At 39.9% G+C, this 11,997-nt stretch carries 12 protein-coding genes, 1 tRNA gene and 1 pseudogene; 6 read left to right on the top strand and 8 right to left on the bottom strand.

The genetic code is table 11. The features are described from left to right. Positions 1-25: 25 nt before the first annotated feature. Positions 26-601 carry a Crp/Fnr family transcriptional regulator gene (locus B3E00_RS15730; RefSeq protein WP_293939270.1) on the bottom strand — a complete coding sequence of 192 codons (576 nt, stop codon included), beginning with the start codon at positions 599-601 and terminating at the stop codon, positions 26-28. 537 nt (positions 602-1,138) lie between these two features. Between B3E00_RS15730 and B3E00_RS15725 the strand changes: the two genes are divergently transcribed. Both B3E00_RS15725 and B3E00_RS15720 read left to right on the top strand, forming a co-directional pair. Then, positions 1,139-1,726 (top strand): Crp/Fnr family transcriptional regulator, encoded by a 588-nt coding sequence (locus tag B3E00_RS15725; protein ID WP_293939268.1) that lies wholly within the window; start codon positions 1,139-1,141, stop codon positions 1,724-1,726. 53 nt (positions 1,727-1,779) lie between these two features. After that, positions 1,780-2,463: an MBL fold metallo-hydrolase gene (locus B3E00_RS15720; protein ID WP_293939266.1), complete on the top strand. Its 684-nt coding sequence runs from the start codon at positions 1,780-1,782 to the stop codon at positions 2,461-2,463. Positions 2,464-2,541: 78 nt separating this feature from the next. Here the strand turns inward: B3E00_RS15720 and B3E00_RS15715 are convergent. The 5 genes and pseudogenes from B3E00_RS15715 to B3E00_RS15695 all read right to left on the bottom strand — a co-directional run bounded on the left by B3E00_RS15715 (position 2,542) and on the right by B3E00_RS15695 (position 4,206). After that, positions 2,542-2,614, bottom strand: a tRNA-Lys gene (locus B3E00_RS15715). Between the two features lie 140 nt (positions 2,615-2,754). Continuing rightward, positions 2,755-3,033: a LapA family protein gene (locus tag B3E00_RS15710; protein ID WP_293939264.1), complete on the bottom strand. Its 279-nt coding sequence runs from the start codon at positions 3,031-3,033 to the stop codon at positions 2,755-2,757. Positions 3,034-3,088: 55 nt separating this feature from the next. After that, positions 3,089-3,274: pseudogene (locus B3E00_RS22250) on the bottom strand (hypothetical protein); the annotation flags it as partial. Positions 3,275-3,409: 135 nt separating this feature from the next. Beyond that, a complete protein-coding gene (locus tag B3E00_RS15700) occupies positions 3,410-3,700 on the bottom strand; it encodes a heavy metal-binding domain-containing protein (protein ID WP_293939263.1) in 291 nt (96 codons plus the stop codon). Between the two features lie 272 nt (positions 3,701-3,972). After that, positions 3,973-4,206: a hypothetical protein gene (locus B3E00_RS15695; RefSeq protein WP_293880859.1), complete on the bottom strand. Its 234-nt coding sequence runs from the start codon at positions 4,204-4,206 to the stop codon at positions 3,973-3,975. 269 nt (positions 4,207-4,475) lie between these two features. Here B3E00_RS15695 and fbp point away from each other — a divergent pair, with 269 nt between their 5' ends. Together fbp and B3E00_RS15685 are read left to right on the top strand one after the other, a co-directional pair. Next, a complete protein-coding gene (gene fbp / locus B3E00_RS15690; protein ID WP_293888327.1) occupies positions 4,476-5,486 on the top strand; it encodes a class 1 fructose-bisphosphatase in 1,011 nt (336 codons plus the stop codon). Between the two features lie 113 nt (positions 5,487-5,599). Then, positions 5,600-7,048 carry a L,D-transpeptidase family protein gene (locus B3E00_RS15685; RefSeq protein WP_293880855.1) on the top strand — a complete coding sequence of 483 codons (1,449 nt, stop codon included), beginning with the start codon at positions 5,600-5,602 and terminating at the stop codon, positions 7,046-7,048. Between the two features lie 41 nt (positions 7,049-7,089). Here the strand turns inward: B3E00_RS15685 and B3E00_RS15680 are convergent, their stop codons facing one another. Beyond that, positions 7,090-8,550, bottom strand: coding sequence for a DUF3943 domain-containing protein (locus B3E00_RS15680; protein WP_293939261.1), 1,461 nt, complete (start codon positions 8,548-8,550; stop codon positions 7,090-7,092). Positions 8,551-8,719: 169 nt separating this feature from the next. Between B3E00_RS15680 and B3E00_RS15675 the strand changes: the two genes are divergently transcribed. Further along, positions 8,720-10,252 carry a SulP family inorganic anion transporter gene (locus B3E00_RS15675; RefSeq protein WP_293880851.1) on the top strand — a complete coding sequence of 511 codons (1,533 nt, stop codon included), beginning with the start codon at positions 8,720-8,722 and terminating at the stop codon, positions 10,250-10,252. Here the strand turns inward: B3E00_RS15675 and B3E00_RS15670 are convergent. Further along, complete coding sequence (locus B3E00_RS15670) at positions 10,249-10,848, bottom strand: methyltransferase domain-containing protein (protein ID WP_293888335.1); 600 nt, start codon at positions 10,846-10,848, stop codon at positions 10,249-10,251. The genes B3E00_RS15675 and B3E00_RS15670 overlap by 4 nt on opposite strands. A 299-nt stretch (positions 10,849-11,147) precedes the next feature. Here B3E00_RS15670 and B3E00_RS15665 point away from each other — a divergent pair, with 299 nt between their 5' ends. Further along, complete coding sequence (locus B3E00_RS15665; protein WP_293939260.1) at positions 11,148-11,774, top strand: phosphatase PAP2 family protein; 627 nt, start codon at positions 11,148-11,150, stop codon at positions 11,772-11,774. Positions 11,775-11,997: the final 223 nt, after the last annotated feature.

Genomic DNA, 11,997 nt, shown 5'->3' with positions numbered 1-11,997 from the left:
AGAACATGTACAAATGTTGATGGAATTATGATTTTAATTCTTTACGGATTCGGCTCAGCTGTGTTGGCGTTACTCCTAGATAAGACGCTATATGGTGTTGTTTCAGTCTTTTAAAAAGCGATTGATTTTTATGAAGCTCTATATACCGCTCTTTGGCAGATTTCCATTTGAGTTCAATTTCAAGTGGTTCTTTTTTTACGACCCAATTCTTTTCGAGATAAGCAATCTGAAAAAGTGCTAGATCATGGTGGGTTGCCATAAGTTCGCGAAACACTTTAGCGGAATACTGGATCAATTGGACATCTTCGAGTGCAACGATACTGAATTTACTTGGTTTTTCTTCGATGATTGCAGCAGTAGAAGCACAAAAGCTGTTTTCCTCGAAAAATAATTTGTAGACGATATTGCCATCAGCATCCGGTCTATAATAGCCTAATAGTCCCTTGCAGACGAAGTAATAGTATTTCGCATATTCTCCAGCGCGTAGGATGAGTTCGTTTTTTTTGAACTGTTTTACATGACAGATCGTTTTCAAAACTTCCGTTGTGTCCAGGCTAAGCACCGCATAGCTATTCATTTCGAAGAGGAGTTTTTCTATCATCAGGAGCGGCTGTTAGTTTTTAATGCCTGTTAAGCCGATGGACAAAGTTAATGAAATGATCGCATGAATAACACTTTTTAGTGGATTGTATATTTCTTTATCTAAGTCGTTACGGCAGCCGATAAAAAGAGGATATTCCCTTCAAGAGCATCTGTTCATTGGTGAAATCTGTACAAGGTTTTTTTCTGCTGAGGCGAAAAACCAATTTAATACCTTCTTCAATCAAACCCTTATTTTTTTCGCGAAACTCTAGCAAATCAGTGTCCACTGATTCATCTTGGGGCAAGATTAGGCAGGTTCAAAATGGTCAAAATAAATTATGCAAAATTTTTCATCGGTTATCATATTTAGCGCGCATAACAAGATTATTAAATTCGCCTTTTAAAAAAAATCCATGGAAATAGGGGTTTTCATAAGACTCATCTAAACAGTGACCGATTGGAAGTTGGTATTGTAAAAGAATTGTTAGATTTGAGGACCGAATTGTACGTTAGATCCACGGAGTTCGAAAAAAATTAAGTGAGAAAGATTGGTAATATGACTCATGTTTTAACAAATTATCTGTTATCCATAACAGAACTGTCTGTGGAAGAAATTAGCTTTTCTGTACAGTTTTTCAAGCCGACTTACTTAAGAAAAGGTGATTTTTTTATCCGTGAGGATGAACCCTGCCGTTATATTGGATTTATCGCTAGCGGTGCTGTAAAAGCATACGCTTTAGATCGCGAAGGATCAGAAAATATAACCTGTTTTAAATTTGAAAATGAGTTTGTCACTTCTTTTTCGGAGTTTGTTGCGCAAAAAGAATCTAGAAGGAGTATTAGGGCAATCGAAGATAGTGTAATCTTTAGCATAAACTACGCCGATTACCAATATCTGCTACGCCAAGTGAATAGTTGGCATGGAGTTGTAAAATCTGTGATGGAGCGGGAGTATAGCCAAAAGGAAAGTTATCTGTTAAATTATAACAATAGGTCAGCTTTAGACAAGTATCGCTATGTGCTATTGAATGAGCCGATGCTGATCCAGCGGACTGCAACGCAGGATCTGGCATCGTATTTAGGTATTACACAGCGATCGCTTACCCGGGCGAAACAGCAAATATTCCGATTGGGTATCTTATAGGACAAATGTCCTTTAATTCTTCTGATATGCGGTGTAGGTTTGCACAAAAAACTATGTTACGTCAAATTGCTCGCGAAGTATTCCAGCTGTCACTGCTACCACGAAACAGTGTCAATTGCTATGTTATCGAAGGTGTATTGGTCGACTCCGGAATACGGAACTCCTATAGCACTATCCAGAAAGCACTTCAGGAAATCCCCATTTACCAGCATGTACTCACCCATGCTCATCCGGACCACCAAGGCTGTTCGGATCAGGTGTGCGCTGAGTTTGCGATACCCTTATTATGTCATCCCGATGAAGTTTTTAGGACCGAAACGGGCTTGGTCACTAAAGACTATCCCAATCGGCATCATTGGATAGCAAAGCTACAGCAGAAGTATTGGGCAGGTCAGGGGCATGCCGTGAGCCGTACAGTTGTTGAAAATGATACGATTGGAAACTTTAGGATAATAGAGACACCGGGACATTCTACTGGGCATATTTCTTTGTTCCGCGAACATGATGATGTACTGATCATCGGTGATGCAGCAACAAATATGAGTTTGCTTACGACAAAGTCTGGTTTGCACCTGCCGCCAAATTTATTCACTTCGGATCAACAGCTCAACATTAGATCACTCGAGAAGTTAGCAAAACTGGCCCCATCCATTATCTGTTTTGGTCATGGCCCCGTTATGAGAAATACAGATCGGAAGTTTGAGCGGTTCGTCACTGAATGCAGCAGTAAGTTTTAGTTTGTCAGGAAAAATCAATTACGAATGCCGACGAGCTTAAACAAAGAAAAGCTAATCGTAAGATTAGCTTTTCTTTTGTGATCCCGCTGGGATTCGAACCCAGGACCCATACATTAAAAGTGTATTGCTCTACCAGCTGAGCTACGGAATCTTACTTCTTATTTATGAACTACCGTTCCTTGTTTGAAGTGATACAAAGATAGGGTTAATCCCTATTTCTCGCAAGTATTTATGTGATAAAAATGCGGTCTAGCTCTTTACGGCTTCATTTTTAGTGATTTATTTTTTGTTTTAGGAGAGGAATTCCCGGTCTTCTTCCGATAATTGGGGCTTTCGTTCGTTGCTCTCTTCGTCAGATTTGTCTATATTGTCCTGTTCATACACCTCTTGTTTCTTCTTTCCGATTTTTAGGACGAATACAAATGCGATTCCGGCAATAAAAAAGGCTAATAGCAGCTTCCATAGTGCGACCTGTGTTTCTCCGAGAAAATTGAGCGGCACCGATTGTGGGTTTTTGACACAGACCACTGTGACGCTCACCGTTATGAAAATTAAAAAGATATTACGCATGTTTCTATAGACTATGTATCATTATTATAACAGCGAATATAGGGAATATCTGTTTTTAATTGATGTCGATCTTTGCACGATTTAAGCGTAGTGAACTTAAGATAACCGAAACTGAACTGAAACTCATGGCAGCGGCAGCAATCATCGGTGACAGTAGAATTACGAACGATGGATACAGCAGACCTGACACCACTGGAATACCGTGCGCGTTATAGAGAAAGGCAAAACCTAAATTTTCCTTATATTATGCAATATTTGTGACTTAGAAGCTTTGCCTTGGCCTTTTAATTCGCCACGCTAGGGAAGATATCCAACCCCGTTGAAAAAAAGACCAGCAGGTATAAACGAAAACTGGTAAACATAACATGAGCTGTACTCATCCGGACCAACTTTGAAGCATAATTTTTCCTACTGGATTGCCGGAAAGCATTTCGCCCATGGAAAGCACAAATATAGGAATAGTAAATAGTATGGAAATCCATAATTTCATACGTAGATCACGATATGTTTGATCTTCTGCCTCATCACTACCATTCGCCATAGTTACTAAGTCCATTTCGCATATGGGACAATTTCCTGGATGCTCCTGTACAATTTCGGGATGCATGGGACAGGTATATTGATGGTTCGTCTGCTCGATCGTTGTGCTACATTTTTCGCAGGACATACCGGAAAGTTTATAGTGGTGTTGCATAGCGTTATCTTTGTCGAATAAAGTTAACGGTTATTTTAGCTGGGAATTTACATTATTATCAGGATCTATTGTAAAATTTTTGCAGGTTAATAGGTATTTTTCGGTAGGCTTCCATCTTGTCAGCAGAACTATTTATCGCCTTAAGGTGGTAGATTGCGATGTCAAAAGAATTTTACTGAATTCACGCTATACTACGCATAATAGGAGGGCTTTCGTGTTGTCGTTGAGATAATCAGTATATGAGATTAAGATAGGAGCATTGCATGTGGATGTTTGATCAAGGTGCTGATGGTTGCTTCATTTTTCAGGATTTCTTCATGAAAAGGAGCAGGAATCATCAGTTTAAATGTTTTTCGAGCAGTTTTTATCATAAAAAGGGCACCGTGTACGATCTGTTTATCGTCAATGATCATAGTATGTTGCTTTGCCACCTGACTGCCTAATTTTTCCTTTTCTATAACTTGTAAAAGTTGCTGCATTGTTTTAAAATATTTAGCCAAAATTACTAAATACTTAGCATTTTTTGCTTTTTTTTCTGGACGTCGTTATTTTAAATTTGGTCCTTGCTTTCTGTTTTTATTGTTTTTTTTATAGCTAATAAACGTTTTAGCAAAAAAAAGTTTGCAAAATTAAGTGCAAACGATTGCGTATTTATGTTGCTAAAATGCTCGCTATTAAAGCGATGTGTTGGCTAAAACTTGCTTAACTTTTTTAGCTTTGTGCAACAAATATCCAATAAAACAATATTATGAGTGGTATAACTACATTAGGTCAATTTATTATTGAAAAACAGGCTGATTTTCCATATGCCAAAGGTGAGCTCTCCCGTCTCTTACGCGATATTGGGATCGCAGCAAAGATTGTAAATAGAGAGGTTAATAAGGCCGGATTAGTTGATATTTTAGGCGATGCCGGACAAGTCAATATACAAGGCGAAGGACAAAAGAAGCTGGATGTTTATGCGGATGAACAATTTATTAATGCATTGCAAAGTGGGGGAGAGTGTTGTGTGGTTGCGTCCGAGGAACATGAAAATCCAGTGTATATCCAATCTGGGATTTCCAAAAATGCGAAATATATTGTATGTATTGACCCATTGGATGGTTCAAGCAATATTGATGTAAATGTGTCTGTCGGGACAATCTTCTCTATCTACAGGAGGATATCTGACACGGGCGTTTCCTGCAATAGCAATGACATTTTACAGCACGGGACAAAGCAGGTAGCGGCTGGTTATGTGATCTATGGTAGTTCGACGATGTTAGTATACACGACAGGAAAGGGTGTAAATGGCTTCACATTGGATCCTTCGATCGGTGAGTTTTGTTTATCTCATCCAGATATGAAAATTCCTGCTTCAGGTCAGATCTACTCGATTAACGAGGGTAATTATTCTAAATTTCCGAACGGGGTAAAGCAGTATATTAAATATTGCCAAACGGAAGATCGTGCAACGCAGCGGCCATATGCTTCGCGGTATATTGGCTCAATGGTGGCGGATATTCACCGCAATCTCCTTAAGGGAGGAATCTTTCTTTATCCAACAACCTCTGCACATCCTAATGGCAAATTGAGATTGATGTATGAATGCAACCCCATTGCATTCATTATTGAGCAGGCAGGGGGCAAAGCTTCTAATGGCGCTCAGCGTATACTGGATATTGAACCTACAACTTTGCATCAACGATCAGCTGCTTTTTTGGGTAATACCGATATGGTCGAACTACTGGAAGATTTCTTAAAAAAATACATTGATTGAATCTGTAGTAATTCAATGACAGGTAAGATTCTTTAGACCATAAGAATTATTTATCTTTACACTCAGAAAATGGCTTCATTATTGCGAAGCCATTTCTTTTCATGATTTGTCGTATGTTACGTTTTTCAGTGTTTGTTTCGTTTGTTTCAGTAGTGTTTTTTTCTTGTAAAGAGAATCCTCCTACATATGGCGATGTTTTGGCGAAGGGGTTTGAAAATAAATCCTATAAAGATTTTGATACAATTGCGTATGTAAAAATCTTCCATGAAGTGTACAGTAAGGAAAAATCGAAGTTGGTTAATCCAAGCTGGATGAAGGAATTAGCTGATTCTACGGACGGCATGACTTTAATTTCGGAACATCTCTTTGATGGTAGCATTGATACATTGCTGGCGTATTTTGAACGAAGTGAGGAACATGGCATTCGTACTAGTTATTTCCATACTTCAGCCATTAAAGAAACCTTGTTTTCTCTGCGGAAGCTGAAAACTAAAGAGGTTGCGGAGGTCTACCCTTTATTAGCTAAGCTTGATTTATTGAGCACAGATGGACTGGTAGCTTATGTAAGTAGCTTAAAGTATGGTGTTGTCAACCCCAAGCGGCTCTATGGACGATATTTTGTTCCTCAAAAGCGCATGAACTATAGCAAAGTTGTGCACTTGCTGGACAGTGTGAAAATTGGAACTGTATTGACTGATATCCAACCTAAAAACCAATACTACGTTAAGTTTCAGAATCTGTTGCAAAGTGGAAATTTATCTGGTACGCAACGGAGCCAAGTGCTAATGATATTGGAAAAATTACGTTGGATGGGACAGGATTTTCCAGAAAGATATGTCTTTGTTAATATCCCTGAACAGCGTCTGCATATTATGGAAGATGGAAAGACAATCCAATTAATGAATGTATGCGTAGGTGAAACAGAAAATCCCGCCTATTCACGAAAAGGCGAGAACCATGAAACTCCTGTTATGCAGGGCATGTTGGATGCCATGCAAGTTAATCCGGTGTGGAATATTCCAAATAGTATTGTTAAAAAGGAGATATTAGCAAGCGTCCGAAATAATCCAAACTATCTGGCGTCGCGCAACATGGTTGCTTATTACAAAGGTAAACAAGTGGATCCTGCCACTGTCAACTGGAATTCCGATTCTGTCGAGAACTTTCGTTTTAAACAGAATCCAGGTTCGGATAATTCCTTGGGGAATGTGAAATTTTTATTTGAGAATCCATATTCCATTTACCTACACGACACGCCGGCAAAGCAAATGTTCGGGCAAAGTAATCGAGCCGTCAGCCACGGCTGTGTTCGTGTGGAAAAACCCGTGGATTTGGCATCTTACCTCGTCAATAATGAGAAACAGGCCGAAAAAATTGCGAAGGAAATTACCACAGATTCGATTTCGAAGTCTCGTTGGGTCACTCTTAAACGCCAGATGCCAGTTTACATCACCTATTATACGACTTGGTTGGATGATGGAGGGAACATTGTTACATATCCTGATATCTATGGTTATGATCCGCGCTTGAAAGAGGCGTTAAAGAGATATTGGGCTAACTAATAGCAATGGCTTAACACCTCGAGTTAAGCCTTTGCTATTAGTTAGTATTGGGAGTTATAGGCAAGTGCTATCCGAACAAAAGGATAATCTTTGTTCACATTGTTATGGTCTTGATAGTGACCTTCCAATCTGAAGTAGCCGGAGTAAAGGTTTACACCGAAGTTTTTCCAGATACGCATGGAAGCGCTCGTGGATGCGGTATGTAGAAAATGGTGCGACTTATTGCCACTGATGGTTACAAAATAACCACCACGATAGTCTACACCAAATTTAAAGCGATTTAATGTGCTCAATGTGGCTGAAGCGCGAACATCTGCTCCGGGACCATAATCATATGTACGGCTTTCACCAAAATGGAGATAGGGATCTGGTACAGCGGCTAATACCACAGGGCCACCGCCAAGAATGGTTGTTAGCTTGCTACGGCTGCCGATATTGAAGTTGGAAAAGACATTATAATTGATACTCTGTGATCCATAGTAAAAAGCTTCGTTGCGTAGGAAGTCGAAATGTGCAGACACTATGCCACGGTGGCGGCCTGTTAAATTAGATAGAATACGACTACCATATAGCGAGGCATATACATTGACAGCATTAACGATAGAACTATCATCTGATCCAAGTTCTAAGTTGAGGAAGAAGTCATCAAAAGGTTTCTTTTTATCTAAATCATCGTTTGTATAAATCAATTTGATACGTGCGTAGATATCATTTTTCCCTTTATTTAATACATCGTGTTCCTTGGCGTCAAAGCGCCTTAGTCCCAATTCAACTTCGGTATGAACCAAGGAACTGTCGATAACGGCACCTTTGACCTTATTGCCCCAGCGCCCATCCAGAAGCCGATTAAGCCCATTTATTGGATTGATCAGCATCGCCAGTAGCTCTTTTTTATTGCGCTGTCCTTTGGTCAAACTTGGGCGGGAAAGAATATGATGCGATAGTCTATGGGTCATTTCACCTAAAATTGTTCCACCAAAGCTTGTATTGATGATATCATTGATGGAAGGTGGCTCGGTTTCACCTGCAGTCTCCCAGATATAGCTACCGGCAACGGTGGCAGCTGTTGATTGCAGGAAACTATAATTGTTGGATCGAAACGAATTGAAATAAAACTGCCCATGATAGGGGTGTGCCATTTGGTTTGTTGCGAAAAGATTATCATCCCACGTCCACGCTGAGAGTTTTAAATGGCTGAAAAAATTTTTAAAAGAAATATGCGAAACGGGATCTTTACGGATGAAGTAATTTACGGAGGCTGGAATGGCCTGGATGGAAAACCATTCAATTCCAGCTCTTAAAAAATTTTTTTTCTGATAATCGAATATACTGTCAGTTTGTTGTGTGTTGAAGATGGGATGGTGTTCCCACAATTGCGGATTGTTATCGTGGAACACGTTATATTTATCGAAAAGTTTAAATCGAGACAGACGTTCCGAAGGTATTAGCGAGTCGCTATCGGCTAGAATTGCTGCTCTGCTGCTCCCGAGCTGAACAAGCATGAGATAGAAAAATATAATAAGACTATAATGAAAGTTAATCGCGCTTAGTTTGAAAGAGATAAACATACTGTTTTGCAATAAAATTTGTAAAGAATAACAAATATAGCATAAAAGTGTTTGTGCGATTAGTACCTTTGATGCGTTTTATCGTGGTTCAAGTAATTTAGAAATGAACAATACCTTCGACATAGTTAATATAAAATCGATCAATCTTAAGAATGAGCTGTTCGCCGGACTAACAGTTGCAATGACGATGATTCCGGAGTCGCTCTCTTTTGCTATTTTAGCGGGACTGCCACCTTTAACGGGACTTTATGCCGCATTCTTGATGGGGTTGGTTACTTCCATTCTGGGCGGTAGGCCTGGAATGGTATCCGGGGGTGCGGGAGCCACTGTGGTTGTCTTGATGGCGCTTGCAGCAAGCCATGGAATAGATTATCTCTTTGCTGCAGTTGTATTGGCTGGCATTTTTCAATTTTTGGTAGGGCTATTTAGGTGGGGAAAATTTGTGCGCTTAATTCCCCAGCCTGTGATGTATGGCTTTTTGAATGGTTTGGCCATAATCATATTTATGGCTCAAGTGGTGCAATTTAAAGTAAGCTCTGGAAGCGACGCGGTATGGATGTCGGGAACAACGTTGTACATCATGGGCGGACTGACTTTGTTGACGATGCTGATTGTAATTGGATTTCCGCGTATCACAAAGGCCATCCCCGCCTCGTTGGTTGCCATTCTGATGGTATTTGGTGTAGTGTCTCTTTTAGGTATTCCAACAAAGAAAGTCGTTGACATAGCATCCGTCAGTGGAACTTTACCGCGTTTACATGTGCCCATGGTTCCTTGGAATTGGGAAACCTTGCAGCTGATTTTTCCGTATTCATTGGTAATGGCAGGAGTCGGACTGGTGGAATCGCTGTTGACACTGAACATGGTCGATGAAATTACAGCGACAAAAGGAAATGCGAACCGTGAATCTATGGCACAGGGGATAGCGAATGCAATCAATGGATTTTTTGGCGGAATGGGGGGATGTGCCATGGTCGCGCAAACATTGGTCAATTTAAATGCTGGTGCACGTACACGGCTTTCTTCTTTTATAGGAGCAATGACCATCTTACTGATTATTTTAATAGGAGCGCCTTTTATTGAGCAGATACCAATGGCAGCGCTGGTCGGTGTGATGATGATGGTAGCGATTGGAACCTTCCAATGGGTGAGTTTACGTATTGTCAATAAATTTCCCAAATCAGATATTTTCGTGGGGATACTTGTCGCAGCGATTACAGTGATCTTGCATAATTTGGCACTTGCGGTGCTCATCGGTGTAGTCATATCTGCACTTGTATTTGCTTGGGATAATGCAAAGCGTATTCGGGCAAGAAAATATATGGATTCGGAAGGTATTATGCATTATGAAATATATGGGCCACTTTTTTTTGGTTCTACAGCTAATTTTTTGGATAAATTTGACGTTTTAAACGATCCCGAACGTGTTATATTAGATTTTAAGGAAAGCAGGGTAGTGGATATGTCTGCTGTGGATGCACTTAACAAAGTTACCGAGCGCTACGCCGCACAAGGGAAAAGAATAGAACTTTGGCACCTCAGTGAGGACTGCCGTTCTCTATTGAAAAATGCTACTGGTGTTGTGGTGGTTAATATCATGGAAGATCCAACCTATCACGTCATGCCGCGGACTTAGACTGCTGCTTTTTTTTGTAATTCAATAAATAATTCGTTTCCCTGTCGCTGTGGAATGCTATTGGAAGAATCTATTAGCTGCAAAATGTCAAACTCGGATTGGAATAGCTGCTGATATTCCTCTTGATTCCCTCCGAAAGGAGGCCCTTGCTGAGCGAATTCCCTTTTAAACAGCAATCCTATAAGGATACCGTGAGGCTTCAACAGGGTAAGCATTTGCCGTACATAGCTTGTACGTAATGATGGGTGGAGAGCACAAAAAAAGGTCTGTTCAATAATGTAGTCGTATTGGCCCTGATGCTGAAAGAAATCTTGACATATTACCTGAACATCGGGGCTGACTGCGAATTCTTCGCTGACTTTTTCAACCAAGCTTGGTGCAATATCCAATAATGTTATTTGACTGAATCCTTTATCCAGAAGAGCTTTAGCCTCATGCGCATTCCCACAACCAGGAATTAAAATACGCGCATTTTTGGCAATGGATTCTTCAGCGTAGCTAACGATTGCAGGAGAGGCATATCCAATATCCCATCCCGTTTCTTTGTTCTTGTAACGATCGTCCCAATAGTTTCCATCTAACAATGAAGAATTCATATCTTTTTCCTTATAAATGAGCAAGTTAAATAAACATTATGTCAGTATCGAAATAAATCGTTCGATAACCGCGGGTATTTGCGGATGCTGCTCTATTTACTTGCTAAATTAATATTATCTTTGCGTACCGTAAAATAGATAAAGGATAAATGATCGACTTCAAGAGATACATTGTTTTTTATTTCATACTGGTCTTACTTTTTGTATTTCCGGTTCTCTCATTCGGTCAAATCAACTCGGAACAATCTTCGGATTCGAGTGAAAGGTCGCATTTTTTTAACAAAATTAAGTATAGCGAATTGATAATTCCTGCGGGATTAATCTCGTATGGTATTGTTTCCAAAGGAAGTCCTTTTTTTAAAGGAATAGATGAGGATATCAGAAATGGGGTATCGAGAGGTAACAATCCACAGATTAAATTAGACGACTTCAGTCGTTTCGCTGGAACTGCGGGAGTTTTTGCTTTGGATGCTGTCGGGATACCTGCCAAGCATAACCTGAAACAACGCCTATTTACGGCCGCTGTCTCTAATATGATCATGACGGCTACCACGAGGATTATGAAATCTACTATACCTGTTTGGCGACCAGATGGGTCGGCAAATAATTCTTTTCCTTCAGGACATGCGGCAACCGCTTTTGTTGGTGCCGAATTGTTGTGGCAGGAATACAGAGAAGAGTCAATTTGGTACGGTATCGCAGGCTATGCTGCTGCGGCTGGAACGGGGTATCTTCGTATGTACAACGATAAGCACTGGTTCTCAGATATAGCTATGGGAGCGGGTGTAGGGATATTAAGTGCCAAAATCGCCTACTGGCTGTTACCTCTTGTGGACAATAGATTACAAAATCCAAAAAAAAGCTATGTGATATTACCAATCTATACTGGAGGACAATTTTGTCTAAATGCCAGCTTACAATTTTAAACTCCTGTTTTTTTTCATTCGGTCCTTCAGTGGCCCCATGTCCAAGTCAACTTTTGCCCTAACAATGTTTTTAAAGTGATCTGCTTGGATAACCAGTTTTCAATTTTTTACACTTTCCCTTTCCTATCTCTCACATGTAACGTTTATATGCATGTTGATTTAAAATAATCCTTTTTATTTCGTTAATAGGGTATTGTTATCTAAATTTAATACATAATCTAAT

The organism is Sphingobacterium sp. UBA5996, assembly GCF_002429765.1.
In the GTDB taxonomy this organism is placed as follows: Bacteria; Bacteroidota; Bacteroidia; order Sphingobacteriales; family Sphingobacteriaceae; genus Sphingobacterium.
The sequence above is the reverse complement of the archived record's forward strand: the minus strand, read 5'-3'. Positions and strand labels throughout refer to the sequence as shown.